13 protein-coding genes, 1 other RNA gene and 1 pseudogene are annotated in these 14763 nt (G+C 71.1%); 12 read left to right on the top strand and 3 right to left on the bottom strand.

What is annotated here, in order from left to right; all coding sequences use genetic code 11:
• Nucleotides 1–232 precede the first annotated feature (232 nt).
• The gene (locus ACL06G_RS05425) at nt 233–1000 is read left to right on the top strand and encodes a hypothetical protein (RefSeq protein ID WP_412835499.1); all 768 of its coding nucleotides are present in this window, start codon (nt 233–235) and stop codon (nt 998–1000) included.
• Nucleotides 1001–1145: 145 nt separating this feature from the next.
• Here ACL06G_RS05425 and ACL06G_RS05420 read toward each other — a convergent pair whose 3' ends face one another.
• A complete protein-coding gene (locus tag ACL06G_RS05420; protein ID WP_412785484.1) occupies nt 1146–1343 on the bottom strand; it encodes a hypothetical protein in 198 nt (65 codons plus the stop codon).
• A 272-nt stretch (nt 1344–1615) separates the two neighbouring features.
• On the opposite strand from ACL06G_RS05420, the gene ftsE reads away from it, so the two are divergent.
• From ftsE to ACL06G_RS05375, 9 genes and pseudogenes are all read left to right on the top strand, one after another.
• The gene (gene ftsE / locus ACL06G_RS05415; RefSeq protein WP_412785485.1) at nt 1616–2305 is read left to right on the top strand and encodes a cell division ATP-binding protein FtsE; all 690 of its coding nucleotides are present in this window, start codon (nt 1616–1618) and stop codon (nt 2303–2305) included.
• A gap of 46 nt (nt 2306–2351) precedes the next feature.
• On the top strand, nt 2352–3263 hold the full coding sequence (gene ftsX / locus ACL06G_RS05410; RefSeq protein WP_412785486.1) for a permease-like cell division protein FtsX: 912 nt from the start codon (nt 2352–2354) through the stop codon (nt 3261–3263).
• Nucleotides 3264–3332: 69 nt separating this feature from the next.
• Nucleotides 3333–4532: a S41 family peptidase gene (locus tag ACL06G_RS05405; protein ID WP_412835498.1), complete on the top strand. Its 1200-nt coding sequence runs from the start codon at nt 3333–3335 to the stop codon at nt 4530–4532.
• A 17-nt stretch (nt 4533–4549) separates the two neighbouring features.
• Entirely contained in the window at nt 4550–5068 is a 519-nt protein-coding gene (gene smpB, locus ACL06G_RS05400; RefSeq protein WP_412835497.1) for an SsrA-binding protein SmpB, read from the top strand.
• Between the two features lie 171 nt (nt 5069–5239).
• Nucleotides 5240–5611: a transfer-messenger RNA gene (ssrA, locus tag ACL06G_RS05395) on the top strand.
• Nucleotides 5612–5785: 174 nt separating this feature from the next.
• A pseudogene (locus tag ACL06G_RS05390) lies at nt 5786–6619 on the top strand (uroporphyrinogen-III synthase); the annotation flags it as partial.
• A 77-nt stretch (nt 6620–6696) separates the two neighbouring features.
• Nucleotides 6697–7239: a sigma-70 family RNA polymerase sigma factor gene (locus tag ACL06G_RS05385; RefSeq protein WP_412835496.1), complete on the top strand. Its 543-nt coding sequence runs from the start codon at nt 6697–6699 to the stop codon at nt 7237–7239.
• Nucleotides 7236–7952, top strand: coding sequence for an anti-sigma factor family protein (locus ACL06G_RS05380; RefSeq protein ID WP_412785490.1), 717 nt, complete (start codon nt 7236–7238; stop codon nt 7950–7952). Before ACL06G_RS05385 ends, ACL06G_RS05380 begins: the two co-directional genes overlap by 4 nt.
• A 99-nt stretch (nt 7953–8051) precedes the next feature.
• Complete coding sequence (locus tag ACL06G_RS05375; RefSeq protein ID WP_412835495.1) at nt 8052–10490, top strand: HelD family protein; 2439 nt, start codon at nt 8052–8054, stop codon at nt 10488–10490.
• A 182-nt stretch (nt 10491–10672) separates the two neighbouring features.
• Here the strand turns inward: ACL06G_RS05375 and ACL06G_RS05370 are convergent, their stop codons facing one another.
• Nucleotides 10673–10879 (bottom strand): cold-shock protein, encoded by a 207-nt coding sequence (locus tag ACL06G_RS05370; RefSeq protein ID WP_412785642.1) that lies wholly within the window; start codon nt 10877–10879, stop codon nt 10673–10675.
• A gap of 266 nt (nt 10880–11145) precedes the next feature.
• On the opposite strand from ACL06G_RS05370, the gene ACL06G_RS05365 reads away from it, so the two are divergent.
• The gene (locus tag ACL06G_RS05365; protein ID WP_412785492.1) at nt 11146–12603 is read left to right on the top strand and encodes an NAD-dependent malic enzyme; all 1458 of its coding nucleotides are present in this window, start codon (nt 11146–11148) and stop codon (nt 12601–12603) included.
• 265 nt (nt 12604–12868) lie between these two features.
• Complete coding sequence (locus tag ACL06G_RS05360) at nt 12869–13150, top strand: HU family DNA-binding protein (protein WP_412785493.1); 282 nt, start codon at nt 12869–12871, stop codon at nt 13148–13150.
• An 88-nt stretch (nt 13151–13238) separates the two neighbouring features.
• Here the strand turns inward: ACL06G_RS05360 and murA are convergent, their stop codons facing one another.
• Entirely contained in the window at nt 13239–14564 is a 1326-nt protein-coding gene (murA, locus tag ACL06G_RS05355; RefSeq protein ID WP_412785494.1) for a UDP-N-acetylglucosamine 1-carboxyvinyltransferase, read from the bottom strand.
• Nucleotides 14565–14763: the final 199 nt, after the last annotated feature.

Below are 14763 nucleotides of genomic sequence, written 5' to 3'. Positions count from 1 at the left end.
AGGCCGTTATACCCGGGTGATGGGAGCCTCACACTCTCTTCACCCGGGGAGGGCCGACATTCGCTTGACGATAATGTGAAAACTGGGAAAGCTGTTCACTCGGCGGGCGTGTGATCGGGCGCGCCCGGGCGGGAACGAGCAGAGAGCGCAAGCGACGTGACGCCCGGCTTGATAACAGCCCTTCACCATTCGCCCCCTTTTCGACGAGGCATCTACTGGGGGTAGTTGGCAGATGAGCAAGTCCAAGACGCGTGTGCGCGTCGCGCGGGTGGCGGCCGCTTCGGTGTTCGCCGCCGGCCTGTCGCTGACCGCGAGCGGTGCGGCGTCCGCACTCGACCTGGGGCTCGGTATCCAGGTCAACCTTCTCGGTGGCGGCAAGAGCGGTGAGGAGACCACCACCAGCAGCGCAAGCGGTGACACCGACGGTGGTGGCGACACGACCGACGGCGGCGACACCTCGATCGGTGGCTCCGTGTCCATCTCGGGCGGCAACTCGTCCGGTGACACCAGCACCACGGGCGACTCGAGCACCACGGGTGACTCCAGCACGACCGGCGACTCGAGCACGACCGGCGACTCGAGCGCCACGGGTGACTCGAGCACCACGGGTGACTCGAGCACGACCGGCGACTCGAGCACCACGGGTGACTCGAGCACGACCGGCGACTCCAGCAATGGCGGGTCGACCGGCAGCAACGGTACCGGCAGCAACGGTGGGTCGACCGGCGGCGACTCCGGCGGCGGCGAGGAGCCGGCCACGGTCGGCGGCAGCTCCGGCGGCGAGGAGCCGGCCACGGTCGGCGGCAGCTCCGACGGCGGTTCCACCGGCGGTTCCACCGGCGACTCCATGCCGGCCGGACAGCAGCAGCCGCAGGAAGAGCTGGCCGACACCGGTTCGAGCGAGACCGCTCTGCTCCTGGTCGGCGCCGCGACCATGATCGCCGGTGGTGTCGGGTTCCGCATGATGCCGCGCATGCTGAACCGCGGCGGTGTCGCCTGAGCGCCACGGCATAGCGGTGCGTGACGTCCGGTGACGTTCCGCACGCGAAGGGGCCGGGAACGCGAAAGCGTTCCCGGCCCCTCGTGCGTCGTCGTCCGCGGGCCCGCGCACGTCGGTCCGCCCGGACCGGTCTACGGGCGCAACATCACGCGACCACGGTCCGCTGGGCCAGAACGGCCACCAGGGCAGCGAGCGCGAGAAGCAGGCCGAGGAGGGCGGGGCTCAGAGCCGTGAAAGGACCCTTCTCCTGGTGCATCCGTTCCCGGTGCGCCCGGCACACCGCACACCGGCCCTCGCTGACGGGGCCCGCGCAGTTGGCGCACACCAGTCGGTCGCACGTCATGCGAGCCACCTCCTCAGTCCGCCAACGCGGCATCCGGGGTCCACGTTCCCCGGGGGACCTTCCTCTCTCCACTGTGCCAGGTGTTGCCGACCTGTGCAGAAATCCTGCAGGCGAGCTGTCTGCAATGTGGGGATACGCCCGGTGAAGAAGCCCACCCGTGGACACGGGCCCCTGCGCAGTGCGCAGCGGGTCGCGTAGTGTCGCCACAAACCTGGGGGGAGCCCGCATGGGGCTTCCCCTCCACCTACCCAGGTCTACGTGGTGCGAAAACCGTGATCCGATTCGACAACGTCTCCAAGTCCTACCCGAAGCAGAACCGGCCCGCGCTCCGCGACGTCTCGCTGGAGGTCGAACGGGGCGAGTTCGTCTTCCTGGTGGGTTCCTCCGGCTCCGGCAAGTCGACCTTCCTGCGGTTGCTGCTGCGCGAGGAGCGTGCCAGTCATGGTCAGGTCCACGTCCTCGGGAAGGACCTGTCCCGGCTGTCCAACTGGAAGGTGCCGCAGATGCGCCGCCAGCTCGGGACCGTCTTCCAGGACTTCCGGCTGCTTCCCAACAAGACGGTGGGGGAGAACGTCGCCTTCGCACTGGAGGTGATCGGCAAGTCGCGCGGGCAGATCCGCAAGACCGTGCCGGAGGTGCTCGAACTGGTCGGCCTGGGCGGCAAGGGGGATCGCATGCCCTCCGAACTCTCCGGCGGTGAGCAGCAGCGCGTTGCCATCGCCCGGGCCTTCGTCAATCGCCCGATGCTGCTGATCGCCGACGAACCGACCGGCAACCTCGACCCCCACACCTCCGTCGGCATCATGAAGCTGCTCGACCGGATCAACCGCACAGGCACCACCGTGGTGATGGCGACCCACGATCAGCAGATCGTCGACCAGATGCGCAAGCGCGTGATCGAGTTGGAGCGGGGCCTTCTGGTGCGCGACCAGTCGCGCGGGGTCTACGGCTACCAGCACTGACCCGCCCGCCCGTTCGGCCCGCCCCCACGGAAGCAGGAAGGACGCCATGCGCGCCCAGTTCGTACTGTCGGAGATCAATGTCGGTCTCCGCCGCAACCTCACCATGACGTTCGCCGTGATCGTCTCGGTCGCCCTGTCCCTGGCCCTGCTGGGAGGCTCGCTGCTCGCCACGGAGCAGGTGAACCAGATGAAGGGCTACTGGTACGACAAGGTCCAGGTGTCGATCTATCTCTGCAACGAGAACGATGCCGACTCGGACCCCAACTGCTCCAAGGGCGCCGTCACCGAGCAGCAGAAGAAGGACCTCAAGGCCGACCTCAACGACCTCGGCGTGGTCGACAAGGTGTACTACGAGTCCGCCGACCAGGCCTTCGAGCACTACCAGGACCAGTTCGGCGACTCGCCACTGGCGGACTCCCTCACCGCGGAGCAGATGCAGGAGTCCTTCCGCGTCAAGCTGGAGGACCCGACCAAGTTCAACGTCATCAACACCGCGTTCTCCGGCAGGCAGGGTGTCCAGGAGGTGCAGGACCAGAAGAACCTGCTGGAGAACCTCTTCGGCCTGCTCAACGGCATGAAGATCGCGGCACTCTGCGTGATGGCGATGATGCTCGTCGTGGCCCTGCTGCTGATCGTCAACACGGTGCGGGTCTCGGCCTTCAGCCGACGGCGCGAGACCGGGATCATGCGCCTGGTCGGCGCGTCGAGCTTCTACATCCAGATGCCGTTCATCCTGGAGGCGGCCATCGCCGGCCTCATCGGAGCCGGCTTCGCCTGCGTGATGCTGATCGGCGGGAAGTTCTTCCTGATCGACAACTGGCTCCAGCAGGAGATCGTGCTGATCAACTTCGTGGGCTGGAGCGCGGTGGCGAAGGTGCTGCCGCTGATACTGGCCGTCGGCGCGCTGATGCCCTCCTTTGCAGCTTTCTTCGCATTGCGCAAGTACCTCAAGGTGTGACACACGCCGCGGGGTGACCCTGATGACAACTCAGGTTCTTCTCGGGACAACTGCCCTAGACTCCGCAGCATGTCGGGCAAGTGGAGGAACGCATGTCCGCGCCGGGTACGGCGCGGGGCGGCCCTGACACTGGTCTTCGCGAGCGCCTTGGCGACCGGTGCGGCCACCAACTCGTGGGGCGGAGTGACGGCGGAGGGCGCGGTGCCCGCGCCACGGCAGGAGTTCGGCGACTCCAAGGTCTCCGGACAGGGCCCTGCGGACCCGGAGGCGGTTGCCGCCGCCGAGTCCAAGATCGCTGCGGAGGAACTCGTCAGCCGCAGCGGTGACCGCTGGTCGGCGGCCTACAGCGCCCCGGAGTACGAGGAGTTCGCGCGCCGGCTCGGCGGTGCGTACGTCGGCGTCGGCCTCTCGGTAAGACCGGAGGACGGCCCGCACGGCCGACGCGCGGTACGCGTCTTCGACGTCCGGCCCGGCGGCCCGGCCGAGCGGGCCGGGGTGCGCGAGGGCGACCGGCTGCACGCCGTCGACGGCCGGCCGGTGGCCGCCGAGGCCATGACGGAACTCGTCGCACGACTGCGGGGCGCGCCCGAGGACGATCCCAACCGTGCAGGGGAGCCCGGGACCGCGGTGCGGCTCTCGCTGAGCCGGGACGGCCACCGGTGGACCGAGACGGTCCGGCGTGCCCGGCTCCGCGCGCAGCCCGTCACGGTCGACCGGGTCGATCGGGGCACGGTCCGCATCGCGATCGACTGCTTCACGGAAGGCGTCGGAGCCCGCGTCCGGCAGGCCGTCGCCGACGCGCCCGCGGGGGCGGGCTTCCTGCTCGACCTCCGCGGCAACCCGGGCGGGCTGGTCGCCGAGTCCACCGAGACCGCCTCCGCCTTCCTCGACGGGGGGCTCGTCGCCGCGTACGACCTCGACGGCGAACGGCGCACGCTCTACGCCGAGCGGGGCGGGAACACCGAGGCACCTCTGGTGGTTCTGGTGGACGGCGGCACGATGAGTGCCGCGGAACTGCTGACCGGCGCTCTCCAGGACCGCGGGCGCGCCGTGGTCGTCGGAACGCCCACCTTCGGCAAGGGCTCGGTGCAGATGCCGCACCACCTGTCCGACGGTTCGGTCGCGGAGCTGACCGTCGGCCACTACACCACGCCCAGGGGCCGCGAGGTGCAGGGCACCGGACTGGCGCCCGACCTGGAGGTGCGTCCGGAGAAGCGGGCCGCGGAACGGGCGCGCACCGTATTGAGTGGCCTCGCGGCCGGGGCGTAGAGAAGAATGGCCTGGCTATGGCGAAGATGAAGACCCAGCGGGACAACAAGAAGAACAAGAAGGTCACGTCCGACAGGCGGTTGATCGCCCAGAACAAGAAGGCCCGGCACGACTACCTCATCCTGGACACCTACGAGTGCGGGATCGTGCTGACCGGCACAGAGGTGAAGTCGCTCCGGCAGGGCAGGGCATCGTTGGTCGACGGCTTCGGCCAGGTGGACGACGGCGAGGTCTGGCTGCACAACGTGCACATCCCCGAGTACGCCCAGGGCACCTGGACCAACCACAGCGCGAAGCGGAAGCGCAAGCTGCTGATGCACCGCTACGAGATCGACCGGCTGATCGGCAAGACCCAGGAGACCGGGCACACCCTGGTGCCCCTGCAGCTGTACTTCTCCCAGGGCAGGGCCAAGGTCGAGCTGGCGCTGGCCAAGGGCAAGAAGGAGTACGACAAGCGCCAGACACTGCGGGAGAAGCAGGACCGCCGGGAGGCGGAGCGGGTGATCTCCGCGGTTCGGCGCCGGCAGCGCAGCTGAGGCCCGGCCGCGGGAATGCGCGCGGCACCGTCGGTGTTGACCCGGGTGCAGCGATGCGCCGTGCGGGTGGGCCGCCGGTAACGCGGTGGCACCGTGCGGTGCGGATCCCGTAGGATGAAGCCGTGCCCGGGCGCCGACGCGCATCGGGTGCGGAGTTTCTCAACTCAACATGGGGATGATCGGTTTCGACAGCGGAAGTCGAAGCAGGGGAAGCGAGCCGAGGAACGCGGCAATGATCTCGTCAACCATGTGCCGCAAAAAAATAATCGCCAATTCCAAGCGCGATTCCTTCGCCCTCGCTGCCTAAGTAGCGATTTGCGAAGTGTCGGCCCGGGGGTGTTCCCGACCCGGTGTCCGGCATCAGCCAGGGAACTCACCGCGTAGGTCCGGTCACGGGACCTGCCGGGACATTTCACAGTGACTGGGCCCGTCGGAGACTTGTCCGCGAGATCTCCGGGGCCGAGAAAATCGCAGCGGACTGCGCTCGGAGAAGCCCTTCTTCTGCTCCGTTGGACGCGGGTTCGATTCCCGCCATCTCCACCATCACCCTGTGCGAGAAGCCCCTGACCTGCAGCTCTGCTGCCGGGTCAGGGGCTTCTCGGCATGTGTGCGACTCGCCGACTGCGTGCTGACCGCGCGGTGCGCCCCCGTCCGCCGGTGCCGACCCGCTGAGACGGCACACTGGACCACGGACGACGCACACCGGCGAGGGAACGCATGGACGAGACCAGGCCGTTGCACGGCTTCACCGTGGGAGTGACGGCCGCCCGGCGGGCGGCGGAGTTCGGTGCGCTCCTGGAACGGCGCGGCGCGGCCGTGCGCCACGCCCCGGCCCTGCGCATCGTGCCCCTCGCCGACGACACCGAACTGCTGCGCGCCACCGAGGCGCTGGTGGCCGCCCCTCCCGACATCGTCGTGGCGACCACGGCCGTCGGCTTCCGCGGGTGGCTCGGAACGGCCGCGCAACGAGGACTCGGCGACACGCTGCAGGAACGCCTCGCCGGCGCCCGGATCGTCGCCCGCGGCCCCAAGGCACGCGGCGCGATCCGCGCCGCGGGGCTGCGGGACGTGTGGTCCCCCGACTCCGAATCCGTGGCCGAGGTGCAGGAGCGCCTGCTCGCCGAAGGAGTGCGGGGCCGCCGCATCGCGGTGCAGCTGCACGGCGATCCGCTCACCGCCTTCCTCGCCGCGCTGCGTGAGGCCGGGGCGGAGGTGGTGGGCGTCCCGGTGTACCGGTGGCTGCCTCCAGAGGATCCCGGCCCCGTCGACGGGCTGACCGACGAGCTGCTCGCCGGGAGCCTCGACGCCCTCACCTTCACCAGCGCCCCGGCCGCGCTCTCGCTGCTGGAACGCGCGGAGCAGCGGGGCCTGCGCTCCGCGCTGCTGGAGACGCTGCGCGGCCCGCGCCCGTTGGTGGCCTGCGTCGGGCCGGTGACGGCGGGCCCGCTGGAGACCGCCGGGGTGCCCACGCACAGCCCCGAACGTTTCCGGCTGGGGCCCCTGGTGCAGTTGCTGTGCGAGAAACTCCCCCACGAGGCGACCGGACGCCCCGGACGGTGAACGCCGTGCGGACGGCCCCCGTACCTCCCGGCAGACCGCACGACGCGGTGATCGACCGGAGGCCGACCGTGAGGGACCATGCCTGCGTGAGGGACGGCGCGGCGCAGGACGACGACACGCTCATGCGGGCGCTCTACGAGGCGCACGCGGCCCCGCTGTACGCCTTCGTGCTCCGCCTCGTCGGCGGCGACCGGTACCGCGCCGAGGACGTCGTGCAGGAGACCCTGCTCCGCGCCTGGCGCAACGCCGACAGGCTCGACGACGCCGCGCACGCCGTCCGTCCGTGGCTGATCACGGTCGCCCGCCGCATCGTCATCGACGCGCACCGCAGCCGGCAGGCGCGGCCGCAGGAGGTCGACGCCGCGCCCCTGGAGTCCGTGCCGGCCGTCGACGAGATCGACCGGGCCCTGCGTGCCATGCTGGTCTCCGAGGCCATGGCGGACCTCACCCCCGCCCACCGGCAGGCGCTGACGGAGACCTACCTGCGGGGACGCAGCGCGACGGAGGCCGCCGAGGCGCTGGGGGTGCCGCCCGGCACGGTCCGCTCCAGGGTGTTCTACGCGTTGCGGGCGCTGCGGCTCGCACTGGAGGAGCGGGGGGTGACCTCATGAGCGACGGCGCCGTGCCCGACCCGCACACCGATGTCGGTGCCTACGCGCTGGGCCTGCTCACGGACACCGAGGCCGCCCGTTTCGAGGAGCACCTCGCCGACTGTCCGCGCTGCGCCGCCGAGCTCGAGGCCGACCTGGAGCTCCGCACCGTGCTGCGGGAGGCCGCGGAGGACGGCGGCCTGCCTTTCGACGGCCCGCCGGCGCCGCCGCTCGACCGGCTGCTGGCGCGGGTCTCCCGGGCCCGCCGCAGGGAGCGCCGCCGCCGCGGAGTGCTTCTTGCCGCGGCACTGGCGGCCGTGCTCGCCGCGGTCGTGGTGACGGTGGAGTCACGGATCGGGGAGGCGGCCGACCCCGCTCCCGCCGCGACCGCCCGCGCGGCCTTCCGCCAGGGCGAGAAGCACCGGGGCGGTGACCCGGTCACCGGCGTCCGGGCGGCCGTGTCGCTCAGGGAGCGCCCCTGGGGGACTCGCGTGGCGCTGCGCATCGGCAATCTCACCGGGCCCCGGGCCTGCGCGCTCGTCGCCGTCGGTGACAACGGTTCACGGCAGACGGTGACCAGCTGGTCCGTGCCGGGGTACGGGTACGGCATCCGCGGCACGGCGTACGACGAGCCGCTGTACGTCGAAGGCGGAGCGGCCCTCCGCCCCGAGCGGATCGACCACTTCGAGGTGCGCACGCTGCGGGGCGAGAAACTCGCCGCCATCCGGCTCTGACCCGTACGGTGCGCCGGGGCGCGGCGCGCGGCGCGCGTGTGCGCCTGCGGTCGCGTACGGTGGACGGCTGCCCCGTGAAAGGAAAGTGAGGCCGGCCGAATGGGAGCGCAGAACACGGCCGCTCGGGACTCCGCCCACTCCCCGGAGGCGGACGGCGTGCGTGAGCGCGAGACGCGCGCCGAGCAGGCGCACCTGGACACCGTGTACCGCCGGCTGGAGGAGAAGATCCACGAGGCGGAGTTCCTCATGGACGACGCCGCCAAGCGCTCGCAGGTCGGTACGCCAGGTTCGCTCGCGGAACGCGACGCCCAGGTCTTCCGTGCGGGCGTCCACCTGAACCGGCTGAACAGCGAGTTCGAGGATTTTCTGTTCGGCCGCATCGATCTGCTGGAGGGGAAGGACGGCGAGCGGGGGCCGGACGGTGCCCACACGTCCGTGGAGCCCGCCGACGACGCGGTGCGTCCGGACGGCACCGCCGACATCGGCGAGACCCTGCACATCGGTCGCCTGGGCGTCCTGGACGCCGACTACACGCCGCTGGTGATCGACTGGCGGGCGCCGGCGGCGGCCCCGTTCTACCGTGCGACACCGGTCGACCCCGGGCGTGTGGTGCGGCGCCGGGTGATCCGCAGCAAGGGGCGGCGGGTGCTCGGAGTGGAGGACGACCTGCTGCGTCCCGGGCTCCGGGCCGTGATCGACGGAGCGGAGCTGCCCGCGGTCGGCGACGGAGCGCTCATGGCCGCTCTGGGGCGTGCCCGCGGCCACGCCATGCAGGACATCGTCGCCTCCATCCAGGCCGAGCAGGACGAGGTGATCCGTGCTCCCGCCGCCTCCGTCACCGAGGTCGCGGGAGGGCCCGGCACCGGGAAGACCGCGGTCGCCCTGCACCGGGCCGCGTACCTGCTCTACCGGGACCGCAGGCGTTACGCGGGCGGCATCCTGGTCGTCAGCCCGACCCCGCTGCTCGTCTCCTACACCGAGGGCGTGCTGCCCTCGCTGGGCGAGGAGGGGCAGGTCGCCGTCCGGGCACTGGGTTCGCTCGTGGACGGGGTGGAGGCGTCGGTGCGGGAGCACGACGAACCCGCGGTGGCGCGGATCAAGGGGTCGGCCCGGATGGCGAAGGTGCTGCGCACGGCGGCACGCGGAGCCCTCGACCTCGGCGACGTGCCCCAGCGGCTGCGGGTGGTGGCGTTCGGCACGCGCCTCGAACTGGACGGGGACGCGCTGCGTGCCGTGCGCCGGCAGGTGCTCGGCGGTACCGCACCGGTCAATCTCATGCGGCCGCGTGCCCGCCGGTTGCTGCTCGACGCCCTGTGGGAGAGGTCGGGCGCGGCCCGGCGGTACGCCCACGACCGCGACCTCGCGGCCGAGGCGCGTCAGGGGTTCGACGAGGACCTGTCCGACGAGCCGGAGTTCACTGCCTTCCTCGACGCGTGGTGGCCGGAGTTGACACCCCGTCGCGTGCTGGCCTCGCTGGCCGACGCCGTGCGGCTGGGCCGCTGGTCGCGCCGCGTGCTCGGCAAGCAGGAGGTGCGCCGGCTGGCGGGTTCCCTGGAGCGGCTGGATCCGGACGGGACCGGCCCGTTGACGGTGCACGACGTCGCCCTGCTGGACGAGCTGCACCAACTGCTCGGCCCGCCGGCGGCACCCCGGGTCCGCGAGATCGATCCCCTCGAACAACTCACCGGGCTGGAGGAGTTGACCACTGCCGCCGACCGGGACGCCCCGCGCCGCGACCGTGCGGACAGGGCTGCGGAGGAGCGCCGCGACTACGCCCATGTCATCGTCGACGAGGCGCAGGACGTGACGCCCATGCAGTGGCGGATGCTCGGACGCCGCGGCCGGCATGCGACGTGGACGGTGGTCGGCGACCCGGCTCAGAGCTCCTGGCCGGACACCGACGAGGCGGCGGCGGCCCGGGCACGGGCCCTGGGTGACCGGTCCGCCCGGCGGTTCGAACTGACCGTCAACTACCGCAATCCAGCCGAGATCGCCGAGCTCGCCGGTCATGTGCTCGCGCTGGTCGCGCCGGGTGGAGTCCCGCCGGAGGCGGTACGGCGCACCGGCGTCGGGCCCCGGTTCGTGGCGGTGGAGTGCGGCGGCCCTGACGGCCCTGACGGCCCCGACGGACGGGGCGGCCCCGACGGACGGGGCGGCGACGCGCTGCTGGCGTCCGCCGTGCGGGCCGAGACGGAGCGGCTGCTCCGGGAGGTCGAGGGCACCGTGGGCGTGGTGGTGGCCATGGGCCGCCGCGACCGGGCGCGGGAGTGGCTGCGCGGCCTGGGCGGACGCGCGGTGGCGCTGGGCAGTCTGGAGGCGAAGGGGCTGGAGTACGACGCGACGGTGGTCGTGTCCCCGGCCGAGATCGCCGAGGGCGTCTCGCCGGAGGAGTTTGCCGACGGCGGCCCGGGTGCCGCGAGTGCGGGCCTGCGGGTGCTGTACGTCGCACTGACGCGTGCCACGCAGCGGCTCACCGTCGTCTCCACGGGGCGGGACCGGCCCGATGCCGGCGGGGTGCCCGATCTGCTCCGCGACTGATTCCGACCCGCGCGAATGAATCGCCTGTCGGGGGCGGTTTGTTAGCCTGAGGGTGGCGTCGGCCCGACCATGCCCCCGGGCCCAACCATCGTCGCTTCGAGCGACCACTTGCCGCGAGGCGAGCTGGCGGGTCGACGCCACCAGTTCTTCGCCGCCCGAGGGTTCCCGGGCGGCGCGATCGGTCAGCCGACGACGCGCACCTGTTCCGCCTGCGGGCCCTTTCTTCCCTGCGCGATCTCGAACTCCACCCGCTGGGCGTCCTCCAGGCTCCGGTATCCCTCGCCGTCGATCGAGCTGTAGTGGACGAAGACGTCCGGGCCGCCGCTCTCCTGGGCGATGAAGCCGTACCCCTTCTCGGCGTTGAACCACTTGACGGTGCCCTGAGCCATGTTCTCGGTCTCCTGTACGTGCATGAGCATGTGCGTTCCGGATCCTAGAACGATTCGAGAGGTTTTCAGCTGATTGGGACCGAGGAGGGCGTCATGTCGCTCCCTGTGGGGCTCGCCTCTCGTATGATGGAAAAAGAATTCCGTCCCAGTGATCAGGTTTCCCGGTACCAACGGGTAGGTGGGACGATCTGGTGACGCGCCGAGGATGCCGGTCCGACCGGCCGGGCCGGCGCACGGTGACCCAGGGAAAGCAGAGGAAATCGGCCATGGCAACGGCGCCCAGCGTCTCGTATTCGATGACGGTCCGTCTGGAGGTTCCCGCGGGCGGGTCCGCGGTCAGTCAGCTCACCACGGCCGTCGAGTCCTCGGGCGGTTCGGTCACCGGCCTGGACGTCACCGCCTCGGGGCACGAGCGTCTGCGGATCGACGTCACCATCGCCGCGAGCTCCACCGCGCACGCGGACGCCATCGTCCAGCAGCTCCGCGGCATCGAGGGCGTCACGCTCGGCAAGGTCTCCGATCGTACCTTCCTGATGCACTTGGGCGGCAAGATCGAGATGTCGTCCAAACACCCCATCCGCAACCGCGACGACCTCTCGATGGTCTACACCCCGGGGGTCGCACGGGTCTGCACCCAGATCGCGGAGAACCCCGAGGACGCCCGCCGCCTGACCATCAAGCGCAACTCCGTCGCCGTGGTCACGGACGGTTCGGCGGTCCTGGGCCTCGGCAACATCGGCCCCAAGGCCGCACTTCCCGTCATGGAGGGCAAGGCGGCCCTCTTCAAGCGCTTCGCGGGCATCGACGCCTGGCCGATCTGCCTCGACACCCAGGACGCCGACGCGATCGTCGAGATCGTCAAGGCCATCGCACCCGGGTTCGCCGGCATCAACCTCGAGGACATCTCCGCTCCTCGCTGCTTCGAGATCGAGGCGCGGCTGCGGGACGCGGTCGACATCCCGGTCTTCCACGACGACCAGCACGGTACCGCGATCGTCGTCCTGGCCTCGCTGCACAACGCGCTGCGCGTGGTCGGGAAGCGCATCGAGGAGGTACGGGTCGTCATGTCCGGCGCCGGTGCCGCCGGTACGGCGATCCTCAAGCTGCTGCTCGCGGCCGGCGTCAAGCATGCCGTGGTCGCCGACATCCACGGAGTGGTGCACGCGGGGCGCGAGGATCTGGTCGACGCCTCGCCCGAGTCGGCGCTGGGCTGGATCGCCGACAACACCAACCCGGAGGGCGTCACGGGCACCCTCAAGGACGCGGTGGCGGGTTCGGACGTCTTCATCGGCGTCTCGGCGCCGAACGTGCTCGGCGGCGAGGACGTGGCGACGATGGCGGACGACGCCATCGTCTTCGCCCTGGCCAACCCGGACCCGGAGATCGACCCCGCCGAAGCCCGCCGCACCGCAGCCGTGGTCGCGACCGGCCGCTCCGACTTCCCCAACCAGATCAACAACGTGCTGGTCTTCCCGGGCGTCTTCCGCGGGCTGCTGGACGCCCAGTCGCGTACGGTCAACACCGAGATGATGCTGGCGGCGGCCCGCGCCCTCGCGGACGTCGTGCTCGAGGACGAGCTCAACGCCAACTACGTCATCCCCAGCGTCTTCAACGAGAAGGTCTCCGGAGCCGTCGCCGACGCCGTGCGGGAAGCCGTCCGGGCGGCGGGGGAGTCCGCCACGATGCCCGCGACGGAGGCGGCGGCCGCACCGGCGGCGGAGTGATCCGCCTCTCATCAGGGGCCCGCGGAGCCCCGTAGTACGGCGCGTCGCGGGTGGGCGGCACCCGATCGGCCCTTAGTGTTGCAGGGACCGGAAGGGCGCCGGAGGGTGCCGGATTGGCGTTCCCGCCGCAGGTGGGGGCAGGATGCGTCTTCGGGCGCGAGGGTCTGGAACTCCGGACCCGGGTCCGGGGACTGTCCGATGGCCCTGGCAGCATCGGCTTCGACTCACGCCTCATCGGCAAGAAGAACACGGGAGTAAACGAACTATGAACCGCAGTGAGCTGGTGGCCGCTCTGGCCGACCGCGCCGAGGTGACCCGCAAGGACGCCGACGCCGTGCTGGCCGCTCTCGCCGAGGTGACCGGTGAGGTCGTCTCCAAGGGCGACGAGAAGGTCACGATTCCCGGCTTCCTCACCTTCGAGCGCACCCACCGTGCCGCTCGCCAGGCCCGCAACCCGCAGACCGGCGAGCCGATCCAGATCCCGGCCGGCTACAGCGTGAAGGTCTCGGCGGGTTCCAAGCTCAAGGAAGCCGCCAAGGGCAGCTGACGGCCTCGGCCCGCCCATGACCACAGGGGTGGTCACCCGAACGGGTGACCACCCCTGTGCGTGTTCCGGGACCCGGCGGCCGGCGCCGCTAGGGGCGCTCGACGTTGGCGCCGAGCTCGGCGAGCTTCTCCATGAAGTTCTCGTAACCGCGGTTGATCAGGTCGATGCCGTGCACCCGGGACGTGCCCTGAGCCGCGAGTGCCGCGATCAGGTACGAGAACCCGCCCCGCAGGTCCGGGATCACCAGGTCGGCGCCCTCCAGCTTCGTCGGGCCGGAGACGACGGCCGAGTGCAGGAAGTTCCGCTGCCCGAAACGGCAGGGCGTACCGCCCAGGCACTCCCGGTAGAGCTGGATGTGCGCACCCATCTGGTTCAGCGCGTCGGTGAATCCCAGCCGCGACTCGTACACCGTCTCGTGCACGATCGAGAGCCCGGAGGCCTGCGTGAGGGCCACGACCAGCGGCTGCTGCCAGTCCGTCTGGAATCCGGGGTGGACGTCCGTCTCCAGCGCGATGGCGTTGAGCGGGCCGCCCGGGTGCCAGAAGCGGATGCCGTCGTCCCCGATGTCGAAGGCGCCGCCGACCTTCCGGAAGGTGTTGAGGAAGGTCATCATCTCGCGCTGCCGGGCACCGTGCACGAAGACGCTGCCCCGGGTTGCCAGGGCCGCACTCGCCCAGGACGCGGCCTCCAGCCGGTCCGGTACGGCGCGGTGGGTGTACCCGTCGAGCCGGTCGACGCCCGTGATGCGGATCGTCCGGTCGGTGTCGACGGAGATGATGGCGCCCATCTTCTGCAGGACGCAGATGAGGTCCTCGATCTCCGGCTCCACGGCCGCGTTGGACAGCTCCGTGACGCCCTCCGCCAGTACGGCGGTGAGCAGCACCTGCTCGGTCGAGCCCACCGAGGGGTAGGGCAGGCGGATCTTGCAGCCGCGGAGCCGCTGCGGTGCCTCCAGGATCTGGCCGTCGGCCCGCTTCTCGATGGTGGCGCCGAACTCGCGCAGCACGTCGAAGTGGAAGTTCACCGGCCGTCCGCCGATGTCGCAGCCTCCCAGTCCCGGGATGAACGCGTGCCCCAGCCGGTGCAGCAGCGGGCCGCAGAACAGGATCGGGATGCGCGACGAGCCCGCGTGCGCGTCGATGTCGCCCACGTCCGCGCTCTCCACGTGCGAGGGGTCCATCACCAGCTCGCCCGGCTCGTCGCCGGTGCGCACGGTCACCCCGTGCAGCTGCAGCAGCCCCCGGACCACGCGTACGTCACGGATGTCGGGTACGTTGCGCAGCCTGCTCGGGCCGCTGCCGAGCAGCGCGGCGACCATGGCCTTGGGGACGAGGTTCTTCGCGCCTCGTACACGGATCTCGCCCTCCAGCGGAGTACCGCCGTGGACGAGGAGGACATCTTCGGTGCCGGACATGGAGCTCCGCGTTTCGAAGGGGGTGTACGGGGGACAGGCCCCCAGAGTAATGGCCGCAGCCTGACGTTCCGTACGCCCGTGCCGGGGTCCGCCCGCCGGGGCGTCGGGTTCCGGGCCTGTGCGGGGGCCGCGCGCGACGCAGCGTCGCGGGCCGGGCGCCGCACGGTGAGCGCCGCAGGCGGTCCGTCCCGCCGGTATC

The organism is Streptomyces callyspongiae (assembly GCF_047200695.1).
Classification (GTDB): domain Bacteria; phylum Actinomycetota; class Actinomycetes; order Streptomycetales; family Streptomycetaceae; genus Streptomyces.
Note: the sequence above shows the minus strand (reverse complement) of the source record. Positions and strands in the feature narration are given on the sequence as shown.

What these genes read in the sequence shown, in the direction of transcription:
- ACL06G_RS05425 (WP_412835499.1), top strand. Translation starts at nt 233, where the DNA reads ATGAGCAAGTCCAAGACGCGTGTGCGCGTCGCGCGGGTGGCGGCCGCT.
- ACL06G_RS05420 (WP_412785484.1), bottom strand. Translation starts at nt 1,343, where the DNA reads ATGACGTGCGACCGACTGGTGTGCGCCAACTGCGCGGGCCCCGTCAGC.
- ftsX (WP_412785486.1), top strand. Translation starts at nt 2,352, where the DNA reads ATGCGCGCCCAGTTCGTACTGTCGGAGATCAATGTCGGTCTCCGCCGC.
- ACL06G_RS05405 (WP_412835498.1), top strand. Translation starts at nt 3,333, where the DNA reads ATGTCGGGCAAGTGGAGGAACGCATGTCCGCGCCGGGTACGGCGCGGG.
- smpB (WP_412835497.1), top strand. Translation starts at nt 4,550, where the DNA reads ATGGCGAAGATGAAGACCCAGCGGGACAACAAGAAGAACAAGAAGGTC.
- ACL06G_RS05380 (WP_412785490.1), top strand. Translation starts at nt 7,236, where the DNA reads ATGAGCGACGGCGCCGTGCCCGACCCGCACACCGATGTCGGTGCCTAC.
- ACL06G_RS05375 (WP_412835495.1), top strand. Translation starts at nt 8,052, where the DNA reads ATGGGAGCGCAGAACACGGCCGCTCGGGACTCCGCCCACTCCCCGGAG.
- ACL06G_RS05370 (WP_412785642.1), bottom strand. Translation starts at nt 10,879, where the DNA reads ATGGCTCAGGGCACCGTCAAGTGGTTCAACGCCGAGAAGGGGTACGGC.
- ACL06G_RS05365 (WP_412785492.1), top strand. Translation starts at nt 11,146, where the DNA reads ATGGCAACGGCGCCCAGCGTCTCGTATTCGATGACGGTCCGTCTGGAG.
- ACL06G_RS05360 (WP_412785493.1), top strand. Translation starts at nt 12,869, where the DNA reads ATGAACCGCAGTGAGCTGGTGGCCGCTCTGGCCGACCGCGCCGAGGTG.
- murA (WP_412785494.1), bottom strand. Translation starts at nt 14,564, where the DNA reads ATGTCCGGCACCGAAGATGTCCTCCTCGTCCACGGCGGTACTCCGCTG.